12 protein-coding genes, 3 tRNA genes and 1 other annotated feature are annotated in these 14,784 nt (G+C 37.2%); of the genes, 9 read left to right on the top strand and 6 right to left on the bottom strand.

The genetic code is table 11. The annotated features are described in order from the left end of the window. Nucleotides 1-249 precede the first annotated feature (249 nt). Both EL081_RS10000 and EL081_RS09995 read right to left on the bottom strand, forming a co-directional pair. The gene (locus tag EL081_RS10000) at nucleotides 250-1,011 is read right to left on the bottom strand and encodes a ParB/RepB/Spo0J family partition protein (protein WP_126405019.1); all 762 of its coding nucleotides are present in this window, start codon (nucleotides 1,009-1,011) and stop codon (nucleotides 250-252) included. Nucleotides 1,012-1,076: 65 nt separating this feature from the next. Beyond that, entirely contained in the window at nucleotides 1,077-2,255 is a 1,179-nt protein-coding gene (locus tag EL081_RS09995) for a S1C family serine protease (protein ID WP_126405018.1), read from the bottom strand. 202 nt (nucleotides 2,256-2,457) lie between these two features. Here EL081_RS09995 and rlmH point away from each other — a divergent pair, with 202 nt between their 5' ends. From rlmH to EL081_RS09960, 7 genes are all read left to right on the top strand, one after another. Beyond that, a complete protein-coding gene (gene rlmH, locus EL081_RS09990) occupies nucleotides 2,458-2,937 on the top strand; it encodes a 23S rRNA (pseudouridine(1915)-N(3))-methyltransferase RlmH (RefSeq protein ID WP_126405017.1) in 480 nt (159 codons plus the stop codon). A 44-nt stretch (nucleotides 2,938-2,981) separates the two neighbouring features. Then, nucleotides 2,982-3,055, top strand: a tRNA-Arg gene (locus EL081_RS09985). A 241-nt stretch (nucleotides 3,056-3,296) separates the two neighbouring features. Then, nucleotides 3,297-3,440, top strand: coding sequence for a bacteriocin (locus EL081_RS09980; RefSeq protein ID WP_126405016.1), 144 nt, complete (start codon nucleotides 3,297-3,299; stop codon nucleotides 3,438-3,440). Continuing rightward, nucleotides 3,440-4,759, top strand: coding sequence for a sensor histidine kinase (locus tag EL081_RS10180; RefSeq protein ID WP_232011417.1), 1,320 nt, complete (start codon nucleotides 3,440-3,442; stop codon nucleotides 4,757-4,759). Before EL081_RS09980 ends, EL081_RS10180 begins: the two co-directional genes overlap by 1 nt. Continuing rightward, nucleotides 4,760-5,512, top strand: a complete 753-nt coding sequence (locus EL081_RS09970; protein ID WP_126405015.1) for a response regulator transcription factor — start codon at nucleotides 4,760-4,762, stop codon at nucleotides 5,510-5,512. A 47-nt stretch (nucleotides 5,513-5,559) separates the two neighbouring features. Beyond that, nucleotides 5,560-5,631: transfer RNA gene (locus tag EL081_RS09965), tRNA-Glu, on the top strand. Between the two features lie 8 nt (nucleotides 5,632-5,639). Beyond that, nucleotides 5,640-5,713: transfer RNA gene (locus tag EL081_RS09960), tRNA-Asn, on the top strand. A gap of 81 nt (nucleotides 5,714-5,794) precedes the next feature. Here EL081_RS09960 and EL081_RS09955 read toward each other — a convergent pair. Both EL081_RS09955 and EL081_RS09950 read right to left on the bottom strand, forming a co-directional pair. Then, nucleotides 5,795-8,383 (bottom strand): YfhO family protein, encoded by a 2,589-nt coding sequence (locus EL081_RS09955; RefSeq protein WP_126405014.1) that lies wholly within the window; start codon nucleotides 8,381-8,383, stop codon nucleotides 5,795-5,797. A 62-nt stretch (nucleotides 8,384-8,445) separates the two neighbouring features. Then, nucleotides 8,446-10,068: an ATP-binding cassette domain-containing protein gene (locus EL081_RS09950; RefSeq protein ID WP_006595336.1), complete on the bottom strand. Its 1,623-nt coding sequence runs from the start codon at nucleotides 10,066-10,068 to the stop codon at nucleotides 8,446-8,448. Between the two features lie 143 nt (nucleotides 10,069-10,211). Then, nucleotides 10,212-10,437: a binding site (T-box leader), on the top strand. A 51-nt stretch (nucleotides 10,438-10,488) separates the two neighbouring features. Here EL081_RS09950 and trpS point away from each other — a divergent pair. After that, nucleotides 10,489-11,514 carry a tryptophan--tRNA ligase gene (gene trpS / locus EL081_RS09945; protein WP_048691007.1) on the top strand — a complete coding sequence of 342 codons (1,026 nt, stop codon included), beginning with the start codon at nucleotides 10,489-10,491 and terminating at the stop codon, nucleotides 11,512-11,514. Nucleotides 11,515-11,681: 167 nt separating this feature from the next. Continuing rightward, the gene (guaB, locus tag EL081_RS09940; protein WP_048691005.1) at nucleotides 11,682-13,163 is read left to right on the top strand and encodes an IMP dehydrogenase; all 1,482 of its coding nucleotides are present in this window, start codon (nucleotides 11,682-11,684) and stop codon (nucleotides 13,161-13,163) included. An 81-nt stretch (nucleotides 13,164-13,244) separates the two neighbouring features. Here guaB and recF read toward each other — a convergent pair whose 3' ends face one another. Next, nucleotides 13,245-14,333, bottom strand: a complete 1,089-nt coding sequence (gene recF / locus EL081_RS09935; protein ID WP_126405013.1) for a DNA replication/repair protein RecF — start codon at nucleotides 14,331-14,333, stop codon at nucleotides 13,245-13,247. A gap of 1 nt (nucleotide 14,334) precedes the next feature. Next, nucleotides 14,335-14,706, bottom strand: a complete 372-nt coding sequence (gene yaaA / locus EL081_RS09930; RefSeq protein WP_126405012.1) for a S4 domain-containing protein YaaA — start codon at nucleotides 14,704-14,706, stop codon at nucleotides 14,335-14,337. Nucleotides 14,707-14,784 lie beyond the last annotated feature (78 nt).

Here is a 14,784-nt window from a genome sequence, read left to right as displayed (position 1 = left end):
TTATCGCCCTCCTATTCATTTTTACTTGCTATGTTTTTCTTATTTTATCATAAAAGGAGGGAGTTTTCCACAACTTGTTCTGAGGGAATAAAAAAGAGTTTTTTCCACAATATGTGAATAGTTATCCCCAATGTGTGTAGAAGTTTTCCACAAGTTGGGGATAAGATAGAATAAAGTAGGAATATCAAGTATGGAAGAGTTTTAAATAAGTGGATAAATCTGTTAATTGTTCTATAAAAAATAACAGCCTCATTTGAGACTGTTAATAATTCGTTGGTATTCATCAAGGTTGTTAAATGAAATATGGATACTGCCTTTTTCTTGTTTCGTCAGATGGATTTCTACTTCGGTTCCTAGAATCTTTTTTAGTCTATTTTCTTCCTGTGCTAAAAAGAGTTCTTTCTCTTTTTTACTTGGCCTTTTCTTTTTTTGACCAACCTTTTCTTCCAAACTACGAACGCTTAGTCCTTCTTTCAGAATTCGTTCCAGCCAATAGATTTGTAGATCTTCCTTTAAGGGAACTAAAATGCGGGCATGTCCTTGTGAAATTTGCTCGTTTTTGATTGCTTCTTTGACAGCTGGTGAGAGATGAAGCAACCGGACCATGTTGCTGATGTAAGGCCGAGATTTTCCCATAAATTGAGCAATTTCTTCATGGGTAGCCCCTTTATCAATAAGATGTTGGTAGGATTCGGCCTCTTCAATTGGATTCAAATCTTCTCTTTGTAAATTTTCGATAATGGCTTGTTTAATCATGTCATCATCTGATAATTCTCTTATAATCGCTGGGATTTCTTTGAAACCAGCTATTTGAGCTGCTCGGTAGCGTCTTTCTCCAGCAAGTAGTTCATAACCAACAATCGGAGATTTTCGAACAATAATGGGTTGGATTAATCCATTTTCTTTGATTGAGGCTGCGAGTTCTTCTAATTTCTCTTGTACAAAGGTTTGACGAGGTTGAAAAGGATTGGTTCGTATTTGCTTTACGTCAATAATATCAATTTTTTCCATGTTGTATATAGCATAACACACCTTTACAATTTCGTAAAGGTGTGTTGACACTGTTGTAAATTTACTTAATTTCCAAGATTTTCTGTAGATTTTGTCAGCTCAATGGTCGCTGTTTTTTGCTTACCATCTCTATAGAAAATAACTTTGATTTTATCACCAATTTGATGAGAATAGAGGGCAGATTGTAAATCCGCAGTTGATTCAATGGTTGTATCATCGATTTTTGTAATGATATCTAATCGACGTAAATACTTGGATGCCGGCATATCATTTTCAACTGAGCGGACAAGAACCCCACCTTTGAGTTTGCTTGGAATGTCTAATTGGCTAAGATCAGAAGAGGATAGGCTAGCCAGGTCCATCATGGTAATTCCAAGAGCTGGACGAATGACTTTACCATCTTTTTCTAAATGTTCAATAATATTTTGCACATCATTTACAGGAATAGCAAATCCCATTCCTTCAACCGCAGTTTGCCCATTTGAAGAGATTTTACTTGAGGTAATTCCGATGACTTGTCCCTGAATATTGATAAGGGGACCACCAGAATTTCCTGGGTTGATGGCAGCGTCCGTTTGCAACGCTTTTGTAGACACATTTTGGCCGTCTTCTGATTTGAGCTTCACAGTACGTCCGAGACTAGAGACAATCCCTTGGGTAACGGAATTGGCAAATTTTGTCCCTAAAGGACTACCAATAGCGATTGCGGTCTCTCCGACAGTCAACTTAGATGAATCTCCAAATTCAGCCACGGTCGTAACATTGTCTGAACTGATTTTGACAACCGCAATATCTGAGAAGGTATCTGAACCAACAACTTCTCCGGAAACTTTATTTCCGTCTGCAAAGAGAATATCTGCTTCTGTTGCTCCCATTAACACGTGAGCATTGGTTACTACATAAGCGTCTTTCCCATCTTTTTTATAGATAACACCTGAACCTTCACTAGCTACTTCTGGATCAGTATCTGTTTCTCCATTGATGAAGCCTTTTTCAGAGGTTTCAGCGTAGGTAATAACAGAAACAACAGCATTTTTAACCTTATCAACGGCTTCACTAGTTGATGTTGTATTCTTATAAGCACGATTGACTATGGTAGATTTTATTTCTTGGCTAGAATTTGTAGAATTCCCTTTGGTAAACTGGAAAGAGGTTAAGGTTCCTAAGATTCCTCCAGTAAACCCAATGACAAGAACAAGCAAAAGTTGCAAAGCTTTTTTTAGAAAATTTGATGGTTGTTTCATAGTTTTCTCCTATTTGTTCCAATTATGGAAAAGTATAGACCTGGTTTCTTAATTATAACTTAAAATGGAATTTTTTTCCACAAGTTGTGGAAAACTGTGTATAAGTGTGAAAAACGTGAGTATAGAGCCATTTTTTGTAAGATAGATTCAAGCCTATTTATTGAAGACTTGTGTATAAGTTTATTTGTGTTAGAATATGAATATGAAAATTAAGATTGTAACGGTTGGAAAATTAAAAGAAAAGTATTTAAAAGATGGGATTGCCGAATATACTAAACGCTTGAGTCGATTTACGAAGGTAGAAATGGTAGAATTGCTGGATGAGAAAACTCCAGATCGGGCCAGTGACTTAGAAAATCAGCAAATCCTTGAAAAAGAAGGAAATCGTATTTTAGCTAAAGTTGGAGATCGTGAGTATGTGATTGCCTTAGCAATTGAAGGACAACAATTTCCATCTGAGAAGTTTAGTCAAACCTTAGAAGAGGTTACTGTACGAGGGTATTCTGAAATTACCTTCGTGATTGGAGGGAGCCTAGGCTTGTCCCCAGCAGTTAAAAAACGAGCAAATTTACTTATGAGTTTTGGAAAGTTAACCCTTCCCCATCAATTGATGAAGCTTGTTTTAATCGAACAAATCTATCGGGCATTTATGATTCAACAGGGAAGTCCCTACCATAAATGAATCTTGACGCTCCTCCTATTTTCTGATAGAATAAGAAGACATCTGGTCTCATAGCTCAGCTGGATAGAGCATTCGCCTTCTAAGCGAACGGTCGCAGGTTCGAATCCTGCTGGGATCAAAATAAAAAAACGTGATTTTTATACAAATCACGTTTTTTTATTACTTAGTTTTTTAAAAAACTAGAGTTTTTCTAAACAGATGGGATAAAAAAATTGCAAAAACTAGATTTTTCGTACCAAATAGCTGTAAAAATGAACCAAATAGCGGAAATGTTAAAAAAGTCTTTGATTTTTTACTAAAATTTATGTATTTTAAATTTAATAATTTAATGATCAAATAAATTATAAGGAGATTTTTTTATGAAAAACAATCCATCAACAGTTTCTAAGGCATTTAAAGTTCTTACAGAAAAAGAACTGCAGCAAATTTGTGGAGGGGATATACGGAGAAAGAATAATTTATCTGAATTAATTGGAAATATTTTTGGTAAGAGAGGAAACTGATGTTTCTAAATACGCTAGTTTTATTATTAACAGTTTTTATAATTATTTTATCTTTTTTAAAAATTGATCAAAAGCTTAACAAGTACAGTCATAGTTTTATTTTAGGATTAGGAATTATTGTTGTATTTGTGACTACAATGTTCTTAGATTACTTTGATTTAAATATTGATTATCTAATGTTGTGTCTATGGCCACTATTTCTGTATCTTTATTACTATTTTATTTGTAATCTTCAACGTCAGATAGCGGGTCTTTACTCATTCATCATTTATCTAGCAGTTGAAAGTACAGATACATTTTTATCTGTAATCACTTCTTCTGTTTTTGGCGATAGTATGATTCACCAATACTCTGACTATTATTTTTTAACTATCCGAATTATTTCACTTATTTTAATTATGAAGATATTAACAACTCTCGAAGTGAATCTTCTTTATTTTAAAGAGCGGGTTTTTAAGAAATTTGTTCAGGAATTGATTGTTAGTTATCTTATTTTAACCTTAGTATTGAATGCTTCTCATTGGATAAGTGATATTGGTCATTTCAATAGTTTTGGTAGTATGGTAGCAACGATTTGTTTCTTGATCTTTATCGGAACCATGGTTCAAATGAAGACGGTTCGAGATCGTTATGAAAAGAAAATGGAGTTGAAGCAAAAGAGGTTTGAACAGCGCCAAATGGAGCAGTATATGAATAAAATTCAAGGCCTCTATTTAGAATTAAAAGGTTTTCGTCATGATTTTGGCAATATTATCACTTCCTTAAATTTAGCGATTGAGGAAGAAAATATTGAGGATATTAAACGAATTCAAAGAGATGTTCTTGAAGAATGCTACGGCCAACTCCAAAAAGAAGAATATACAGGATTTGACCTAGGAAATATTCGAGATTCTGCTTTGAGAAGCATCCTAAGTAGGGGATGGATCTATGCAGAGGAAATGGGTGTCAAACTAACTTTTGAAACAGAAGACGTTATTGAAAAGGTTCCCATGAGATTATTGGATCTTGTACGAACCGTCGGAATTTTAGTCAATAATGCTATTGAAGCAGCTAAGATGAGTCAAGAAAAAGAAGTTCAAATAGCGGTTTTTAATATGCCAAATGGAGTGCATCTGATCATAAAGAACTCTATTTCTGATGAACCGATTAATTGGAACAAGCTCTATGAAAAGGGATTTTCAACTAAAGGGGATCGTAGAGGAATGGGCCTTGCGATTGTAAAAGAGCTTATTGGAGAATATGCTGCTATTTTTCTAGAGACAGAATTGATCAATGGAAAATTTACGCAGAGCTTAGTTATTGGAGAGAAAGGAAGATAGATGAATATTGTATTGCTAGAGGACGAAATTTCTCAACAAGTTCGAGTAGAGAAACATGTGAAAGCTATCGCTGAGGAGGAAGGACTACGATTAAATATTGTTTCCACCAGTAAAATAACTGAATTAAAGGAATACCTAACCAATGGTGATTTTCATCAGCTTTTCTTCCTTGATATTGATATCAAAGGGGATGAAAAAGCTGGCATCAAGGCAGCTCAAATGATTCGCGAGGTCAATCCTTTTGCCATCATTGCCTTTATTACGACGAAATCGGAATTTGCTACCATTACTTATCGTTACAAGGTATCAGCTCTTGAATTTATTGAAAAAACCTTGAATGAAAACTTGTTTAAAGAAAAAATTCGAGAATGCATTCTTTACTTGAAGAAGAATGTGATTGAAAATAAAAATATCGTTGATTTCTTTGAGTATAGTTTCAAAAATATGGAAATTCGAGTGCCATATCGAGATATATTGTACATTGAAACAACTGGAGTTTCCCACAAATTGCGACTTGTTGGAAAGAATTTTCAAAAGGAATTTTTAGGGACTATCAAGGATATACTTGAAAAAGATGTGGACAATCATTTCTTCAGTCCTAATCAGTCTTATCTAGTGAATCAAAGAATGATTGTCAGTTTTGATCGTCGCAAGAGACTCTTGATGTTAGAAGAGGAGACAACTTGCCCTGTTTCTCGTACACAGGTGAAAAGGGTCGAAGAATTATTAAATAAAATACAGAAAAAGGCTTGACAATTTTTGAATCGATGGTATAATGGGATATGTTCTGTTAATGACATGGTCCGTTGGTCAAGGGGTTAAGACACCGCCTTTTCACGGCGGTAACACGGGTTCGAATCCCGTACGGACTATATCTCATTCCGCCATAGCTCAGTTGGTAGTAGCGCATGACTGTTAATCATGATGTCGTAGGTTCGAGTCCTACTGGCGGAGCTAAACTAGCATCCTAAGGGATGCTTTTTTTGTATAAAATAAGAGCCCCTTCCAACTGAAGGGGCTCTTTATGATGCAAATTTACTGATTTTTTGAGGATTGAGATTTATTTCGAATAGCATTGTAGCAAGCGAAGGAAAGAATTCCGAGTAGGAAAGCGATGGTTCCTTCTTTTAACCCATGTGGTATGAACTGTAGAACAACCTGTCCTTTTCCTTTAGGGACATCAACAGCCATAAATCCTTTTTGAACCCTTCGAATAGGGACAGGTTGATCATTAATCGTCGCTGTCCACCCTTTATCATAAGGAAGGGTGAAAAAGAGACTTGTATGGTGGTCTGTTGTAAAATCTGCAGTGACGGTATTTCCTTTGGTTTGCACATGAACTTCTTGTTGGTGCAACCTTTCAAAGGCTTCCTGGTAGGCTTGAAGGTTCAAAGCAAAAAATTCTGGATTTTGGAAGGTTACTGTAGAATTTTCAGGGAAGGCAATTCGAACCTTAACAGTTTCTCCTGCTGTAAAGTGACCAATGGTGAAGAATGGAAATACATTGTCTGTTGTATAGCGGTTGACTTGGCCATTCGTAATGATCTCAACATCTGTATAATCTTCATTTTCAAATTCTAAAGAAGGAAGGTTCACGTAAAGTTGACTATCGTTTTGAATGTAGAGCTCATATTCGATACTGGCATAGGTCAGAAAACTATCTGCTTCAACTTTAGCTTTCTGAGGACCTTGAGAAGGATCATCTGCACCAGTTTTCAGTGGATGTAATCGCTGATAGTAAGTCAACGATTGACCCGTTAGATGATTGAGAAAGTTCTTTTGGTTATCCAAGGTTAGATTAGAAAATTGGATATCCTTGTAGGGACTTGCGGTTAAAAATGCTAGTGAAAGAGCTTTTTCATTTTGATACAAAGTCTGATTTCCTTGCGTTTCCAATTTATGAAAAGCAAACTTTTGAGGATTCCTATCTGAAATATTGTATTTGATCCCGAACAGACTGTCCATTAGTAAAGTATTGTTTTGATAGCGCAAGTTCAAGTTGGTTCCATCTGATTTAAAACCGAGTTTATCTAGGGTCGAACTGGTATCTGTATTTCTGACAGATGAAAACTGGGAGATCCCTCTAAAATTGTATTTCATGCTGTCATTACCTGTTTGAGGTTGGAGAATCTCTGTTCGGTAAAATTCTTGATCATCCTGTAAACTTGATGTCAATTTATCAATTGCTGGAATCTTTCCTTGGTAAGAAGAACGAGCTGCAAATACCCATTCATTTGCAATCCCATCGATCTGATAATAGCTGTTTATACTAATTTCAAACAAACAGAAGAAAAGAATAACAGCAGAAAAAATGGGATGAGAAAGTTTACGAACTGTAAAGGCAAGTGTCACAGTAAAGAATACAAGAAGAAATTCTAGTGTCAATACATAATGACTGCTTGTCAAGAAAGGATAGTGCTTGCGATAGAGAAAGGTGAGGATAAAACCAATACTAAGCAAACTAACAGCTAGGCAGAGTCGTTGCCAATTGATTTCTTTTATCCGATTGAGGACCTCTGCTGCCATGAACAAAATAGTCAATGAAAAGAGCCAGGCATAACGGTGAAGAAACATATTAGGAGCATGCATTCCCTGCCAGAATAAATCCAAAGCTTGTAAATAGAAACTTGCAATAAGAATGACTAATAAGGTCAAATATGCTAGTTTCACGTGAAACCGAATCGATTTGACAAAGAAAAATAGAAAGGCAAGTAAGAATGGAAATAGACCAACATAGATCATAGGGATAGCCCCATATTTTGTTGTATCAAAACTACCAATTAAATTCTTTGCAAAAACGTCTAAGTACCAACTATTTTCTGTAAAGGTTCTTGTAATCTTTGTAAAATTTTCCCCATGAGTTCGTAAATCCAATATGGTGGGGTAAATCATGATCAAGCTAGTAACTCCTGCTAAAATTGACACAATTGTAAAGTCTAAGAAAGAAGATTTTCTTTCTTTAAAGTCCCAGGAAAGCTGAGTAAAATACCATAAAGTTAAGAAAAGAGCCATCATAAATCCAAAATAATAATTTTGGATGAAGAGGATAGTCAAGCTTGTAAAGTAGAGAACGCGCTTCTTTTGAATCATCAAACGGTGTAAACCTAAGAGAATGAGCGGAGCTAAAATGAAGACATCGAGCCAGGTTTTGATTTCAATCTGACTGATGGAGAAACTCATTAACGCAAACAAAGTTGACAGTGAAAGAATCAAGAATTGCTGGAGTTTAGGATAGATTCCCTTAATGGAATAATAAGTTGACAACCCAATCAAGCCTATTTTTATCAGTGTAAAGAGATAGACGGAATCAACCATGGATAAACTGTCAAAGAAGAAGACAAAGGGAGATAGAAAACTTCCTAAGTAATAGCTGGAAAGAGCGTAAAAATTTAAGCCGAGTCCACTTGTAAAGCTGTAAAGGAGGCTGTCGGTTCCGTGTAAAATATTTCGTAAGGTAACGTCGAAAATAACGTATTGATGAAAGCCATCACCTAATAAAGGAGAAGTTTCACTCCCCCAATAAATACCCTGACTGAGATAGACGAAAAATAAGATTGTAAAGGGAAGTAAAAAAGCTGTAAAGTAAACAATGATGGGGTGTGATAGATATTTTTTAAATTTCATATAGTCTATTGAAAGACCCTGAAACAAGGGTTTCAGGGTTTTTGATTCTTTGGAGTGATTTCTTAGTCTTTCCAAAGTTCTTTAACTTTTGCTTGAACTTCTTGGTTTTCTAAGAATTCATCATAGGTTTCATCAATCCGGTCAATGACACCATTTTTTGAAAGAACAATGATATGGTTGGCAAGAGTTTGAATAAACTCATGGTCGTGACTGGCAAAGATAATCGATTCTTTGAAGTTTTTCAATCCATCGTTCAAGCTTGAAATAGATTCCAAATCCAAGTGATTTGTAGGATCGTCAAGTACAAGAACGTTTGACTTCAAAAGCATGAGTTTTGAAAGCATCACGCGCACTTTTTCTCCCCCTGACAAGACGTTGACAGGCTTGTTAACCTCGTCTCCAGAAAAGAGCATGCGTCCGAGGAAACCACGAAGGAAGGTATTGTCATCTTCTTCTTTACTTGCGAATTGACGGAGCCAGTCAAGAATTGACTCGCCACCTGCAAAGTCAGCTGAATTGTCTTTTGGTAAGTAAGAGCGACTCGTTGTAACTCCCCACTTGACAGTTCCTTCATATTCGATTTCACCCATAATAGCGCGGATCAAGGCAGTTGTTTGGATGTCGTTTTGTCCGATAAGAGCTGTCTTGTCACCTGGACGTAAGATGAAGCTGATGTTGTCAAGAATAGTTTCACCGTCAATCTTTACAGATAAGTTCTCTACTGTCAACAGATCATTCCCAATTTCTCGCTCCGCTTTAAAGCTGATAAATGGGTATTTTCGGCTAGATGGGACAATTTCTTCTAACTGAATCTTGTCAAGCATCTTTTTACGCGAAGTTGCCTGTTTTGATTTTGACGCATTAGCAGAGAAACGAGCCACAAATTCTTGTAATTGTTTGATTTTTTCTTCTGCTTTGGCATTCCGGTCTGCTAACAACTTGGCAGCTAGCTCAGATGATTCTTTCCAGAAATCATAGTTACCAACATAGAGTTTGATTTTTCCAAAGTCTAGGTCGGCCATGTGGGTACATACTTTATTCAAGAAGTGACGGTCGTGGGATACAACGATAACGGTATTCTCGAAATCAATCAAGAAATCTTCTAACCAGGTAATAGATTGAATATCAAGACCGTTGGTCGGCTCGTCCAAAAGAAGGACGTCTGGTTTACCAAAGAGAGCTTTGGCTAGGAGGACTTTCACTTTATCTCCATTTGCTAGTTCACTCATATTTTGGTAGTGGAGCTCTTCTGGAATATTCAGATTTTGGAGGAGTTGTGAAGCTTCACTTTCCGCTTCCCAACCACCTAGTTCAGCGAATTCTCCTTCAAGTTCTGCTGCGCGGACACCGTCTTCATCTGAAAAATCTTCCTTCATATAGATAGCATCTTTTTCCTTCATGATGCTATAAAGTTTTTCATTTCCCATGATAACGACATCAATGGCACGCTCATCTTCGTAGTCAAAGTGATTTTGACGAAGAACAGAAAGACGTTCGTCTGGTCCAAGAGAAATATGACCAGTTGTCGGTTCAATATCCCCAGCTAAGATTTTTAAAAAGGTTGATTTTCCAGCACCATTGGCCCCAATCAAACCATAGGTATTTCCTTCTGTAAATTTGATGTTGACATCATCAAAAAGTTTACGATCACTAAAACGTAGTGAGACGTCTGTAACTGTTAGCACGTATTGTTCTCCTCTTTTTCTGTCTATATAAGCCTATTTTACTAGAAAACGCTTGATTTTTCAATGAATACCCTTATACATTGGAGGAAGTCATTTAGTCTGTAGAAAAGGTTGAAGAGCTTGACTTTCCTTTGATGTCATTATATAATGAAAAGCAATCAGAAGAGTAATCTGTATTCGTTTTTTAGAGAGCTTATGGTTGCTGAAAATAAGCAACGAAACAGAATGAAATGGACTGATGTTCAAATAGAATCTTAACCAATAGAGATTCGGCTAGCAGGCCTTATGTGCAACTCATTTGTGATGAGTCAGAGAGAACAGCATATGCTGTTCTAAGTGAGGTGGCACCGTGTCTCAGACGCCCTCGCATAGTTTTTGCTATGCGTGGGCTTTTATTTTGTACTTCAGGGAGGAAGAAAAATGACCAAGCCGATTATTTTAACTGGAGATCGCCCAACTGGGAAACTCCATATTGGACACTATGTCGGTTCGTTGAAGAATCGAGTTCTTATGCAAAATGAAGACAAGTACCAGATGTTTGTCTTTTTAGCCGATCAGCAAGCCCTAACGGATCATGCTAAAGATCCACAAACCATTGTTGAGTCTATTGGAAATGTTGCTCTAGATTATTTAGCAGCTGGTTTAGATCCAAAGAAATCAACTATTTTTATTCAAAGTCAAATCCCTGAGCTAGCGGAATTGACCATGTATTACATGAATTTGGTCTCTGTTTCACGTTTGGAACGAAACCCAACCGTTAAGACAGAAATTGCCCAAAAAGGATTCGGAGAGTCTATTCCATCTGGTTTCTTGGTTTATCCTGTTTCCCAAGCTGCAGATATTACCGCTTTTAAAGCCAATCTCGTGCCTGTTGGAACTGATCAAAAGCCCATGATTGAGCAAACTCGTGAAATTGTTCGTTCTTTTAATCATGCGTATCATTGCGATGTTTTGGTTGAACCGGAAGGAATTTTCCCAGAAAATGAGGCCGCGGGTCGTTTGCCTGGCTTGGATGGGAATGCTAAGATGTCTAAATCTCTTGGAAATGGTATTTATTTAGCCGATGATATGGACACCTTGAAGAAAAAGGTCATGAGTATGTATACAGATCCTGAGCATATTCGTGTCGAAGATCCAGGGAAAATCGAAGGAAATATGGTTTTCCATTATTTGGATGTGTTTGGAAAAGAAGAAGATCAAGCGACCATTCAAGAAATGAAAGACCATTACCAACGGGGTGGTTTAGGAGATGTTAAAACCAAACGCTATTTGTTAGAGATTCTTGAAAGAGAGTTGGGACCTATTCGCGAACGACGGATTGAATTTGCTAAAGATATGGGACAAGTTTATGATATGCTTCAAAAAGGTAGTGAAGTAGCCCGTTCGGTTGCAGCAGAAACGCTTGATCAAGTCAAATCTGCTATGGGATTAAACTATTTCAAGTAAGCTCTTGATTTTGAGATGATCCAATAAAATAACTGATTCAAAAGAGGTTCCAACACCTCTTTTTGAAATATTGTACAAATGATTGACAAATTATATTAGAATGGTATGATATTATCAATCAAAAAAGACGAGCTTGGCTCAAAAAGAAAGAAAAGAGGAAAATGGGAATGTCAAATTGGGACACTAAATTTTTGAAAAAAGGTTATACCTTCGATGATGTATTGCTCATTCCAGCTGAAAGTCATGTATTACCAAACGATGCAGATCTTCGTACAAAATTGGCGGATAACCTTGTGTTGAATATCCCAATCATCACAGCTGCGATGGATACAGTCACTGAAAGCCAAATGGCTATTGCCATTGCCCGTGCTGGAGGACTTGGGGTTATTCATAAAAATATGTCCATTGCCCAACAAGCAGATGAAGTTCGTAAAGTAAAACGCTCTGAAAACGGCGTTATCATTGACCCATTTTTCTTAACACCTGAACATACCATTGCTGAGGCAGACGAACTTATGGGACGTTACCGGATCAGTGGTGTACCTGTGGTTGAAACCTTGGAAAATCGTAAACTAGTTGGGATTTTGACCAACCGTGACCTACGTTTTATTTCTGATTATGATCAACCAATTTCAAATCATATGACTAGTGAAAATCTAGTAACTGCACCAGTTGGTACAGATTTAGAAACAGCTGAACGAATCCTTCAAGAACACCGTATTGAAAAATTACCGTTGGTGGATGAAAATGGTCGTTTGTCAGGTTTGATTACCATTAAGGATATTGAAAAAGTTATCGAGTTTCCAAATGCAGCGAAAGACGAATTTGGTCGTCTTTTAGTAGCAGGTGCTGTCGGAGTTACATCTGACACTTTTGAGCGTGCGGAAGCATTGTTTGAAGCTGGTGCGGATGCCATTGTCATCGATACAGCCCATGGTCATTCTGCAGGTGTTCTTCGTAAAATCGCTGAAATTCGCGCTCATTTCCCAGATCGCACCTTGATTGCAGGTAATATTGCTACAGCTGAGGGAGCGCGTGCTCTCTATGATGCAGGTGTTGACGTGGTTAAGGTAGGGATTGGACCTGGTTCAATCTGTACAACTCGTGTGATTGCTGGTGTCGGAGTTCCTCAAGTTACAGCGATTTATGACGCAGCTGCTGTTGCGCGTGAATATGGGAAAACAATCATTGCTGACGGTGGGATCAAGTATTCTGGAGATATTGTAAAAGCCCTTGCTGCTGGTGGTCATGCAGTCATGCTTGGATCTATGTTTGCAGGAACAGATGAAGCACCAGGTGAAACTGAAATCTTCCAAGGACGTAAGTTCAAGACTTATCGTGGTATGGGATCTATTGCAGCAATGAAAAAAGGTTCAAGCGACCGCTACTTCCAAGGTTCTGTTAATGAAGCCAACAAATTGGTGCCAGAAGGAATCGAAGGTCGGGTTGCTTATAAGGGTTCAGCAGCCGATATCGTCTTCCAAATGATTGGTGGTATCCGTTCTGGTATGGGCTATGTTGGAGCTGCCAACCTTCAAGAATTGCATGAAAATGCACAATTTGTTGAAATGTCTGGGGCAGGTTTGAAAGAAAGCCACCCACACGATGTCCAAATTACCAATGAAGCACCAAACTACTCTGTTCAATAAAAAAATAAAAGTGTGAAATCTTATGATTTCACACTTTTATTGTGTCAAAAAGTTGTCAATCAAAATTGACAACTTTGTTAATTATTCGTCAACTTGACCTGATTGGATATTGAAGATTTTTAAGTCCTCAGGCAAGTCTTTTAGGTGGTCTAGAGTTGTAGTTGTAATAAACGTTTGGATGTCACGAGAGATAACTTCTAGTAAATGTAGTTGACGATTGTTGTCAAGTTCACTCATAACATCGTCTAAGAGTAAAATCGGCTTTTCATTTGTCAAGGATTCAATTAATGAAATCTCTGCCAATTTTAAGGAAAGAACAACACTGCGGTGCTGCCCTTGGCTACCAAAAGTCGCATTCATATCATTGATGTAAAAGCTAATGTCATCTCGGTGAGGACCAACACTGGTTGTTTTTTTGATGAGATCTTTTGTCCGATTTTCTCGAAGCAAGGTGATAAAGGTTTGGCGAAGTGTCTCCTCATCTTGAAAAGGAATGGAGGAATCATACCGAATAGATAGTTTTTCAGTTTGATTGGAAATTTCAAAATGTTTCTCTTGCCCAAAGTCTTCTAATTTTTTAAGAAAATCTTTCCGATGGATGCAGACCCGGCTACCATAATCTGCTAATTGCTCATCCAAAACATCTAAAAAGGTTGGGTCTACTGTGTTGGATGTTTTTAAGTAACTGTTTCGCTGCTTTAAAACATGATGATAAGCTGTTAAATCCGATAGATAGACAGGTTTCATCTGGCCTAAATCAATATCAATAAACTTGCGGCGAAGAGCGGGTGAGCCTTTAACAAGTTGTAAATCCTCTGGAGCAAAGAGAACCACATTCATGTTACCGATATAGGTTGATAACTTGCTTTGTTTTAAGTGGTTTACTTTAGTGACTCGTCCTTTTGAGGATAAAGAAATTTCTAAAGGGATTGAGCCGGTCTTTTTTTCTAGGACCCCTGAAACAGTAAATTGTTCCTCTTGAAAATGAATTAGATCTTTATCGGAACGGGTCCGATGGCTGCGGGTCAAGGCTAAAAAGTAGATGGATTCGAGGAGATTGGTTTTTCCTTGAGCATTTTGGCCTAAGAAAATATTCAAACGAGAGTGGAATTGAAGATTTACTTCTTTGTAATTTCGAAATTTCTGAATGTGTATGGATTTAAGCCACATATTATGTTCCTGGGAAACGAACAGGCTTCCGCTTATTCTCTTCTTTTTTAGGTTTAGAATCTTTATTTTGTTTCTGTTCTTTATTTAATTTCTTCACTAATTGAGCAACGCGTTCTTTTTCTAGCTTGTCCGCTTGGTAGTCTTCAATTTCTTCTGGACTAGGTTCTGTCAGTGTTATGACTTCCTTCTCACCAATTACTTCGATTGTATCTCCGACTCGTAACTTACGTCCTCTTCTGGTTTCCACTTCTCCATTGACCTCTACTTGATTTTCATGTAAAAAGGCTTTGATAGCTCCACCGCTTTGGATGATTCCCAGTTCTTTAAATAGAGCTTGTAGTGTGATAAATTCATCAAAAAGTTTATAGTTCATAGTTCACAGTTCACCTCAATGATAGTTATTATACCACAAAAGGATGAAAAACCTAAAATAGGGCGAGTTAGTGTAAAC

Origin of the sequence: Streptococcus viridans (assembly GCF_900636365.1) — a bacterium.
GTDB lineage: Bacteria > Bacillota > Bacilli > Lactobacillales > Streptococcaceae > Streptococcus > Streptococcus viridans_A.
This window is presented reverse-complemented; position numbering and strand designations above follow the sequence as displayed.

Excerpts from the sequence above, each read along its gene's own strand:
- yaaA (WP_126405012.1), bottom strand. The coding sequence starts at position 14,706 with ATGAACTATAAACTTTTTGATGAATTTATCACACTACAAGCTCTATTT.
- guaB (WP_048691005.1), top strand. The coding sequence starts at position 11,682 with ATGTCAAATTGGGACACTAAATTTTTGAAAAAAGGTTATACCTTCGAT.
- recF (WP_126405013.1), bottom strand. The coding sequence starts at position 14,333 with ATGTGGCTTAAATCCATACACATTCAGAAATTTCGAAATTACAAAGAA.
- EL081_RS10180 (WP_232011417.1), top strand. The coding sequence starts at position 3,440 with ATGTTTCTAAATACGCTAGTTTTATTATTAACAGTTTTTATAATTATT.
- EL081_RS09970 (WP_126405015.1), top strand. The coding sequence starts at position 4,760 with ATGAATATTGTATTGCTAGAGGACGAAATTTCTCAACAAGTTCGAGTA.
- EL081_RS09995 (WP_126405018.1), bottom strand. The coding sequence starts at position 2,255 with ATGAAACAACCATCAAATTTTCTAAAAAAAGCTTTGCAACTTTTGCTT.
- EL081_RS10000 (WP_126405019.1), bottom strand. The coding sequence starts at position 1,011 with ATGGAAAAAATTGATATTATTGACGTAAAGCAAATACGAACCAATCCT.
- EL081_RS09955 (WP_126405014.1), bottom strand. The coding sequence starts at position 8,383 with ATGAAATTTAAAAAATATCTATCACACCCCATCATTGTTTACTTTACA.
- EL081_RS09980 (WP_126405016.1), top strand. The coding sequence starts at position 3,297 with ATGAAAAACAATCCATCAACAGTTTCTAAGGCATTTAAAGTTCTTACA.
- trpS (WP_048691007.1), top strand. The coding sequence starts at position 10,489 with ATGACCAAGCCGATTATTTTAACTGGAGATCGCCCAACTGGGAAACTC.
- rlmH (WP_126405017.1), top strand. The coding sequence starts at position 2,458 with ATGAAAATTAAGATTGTAACGGTTGGAAAATTAAAAGAAAAGTATTTA.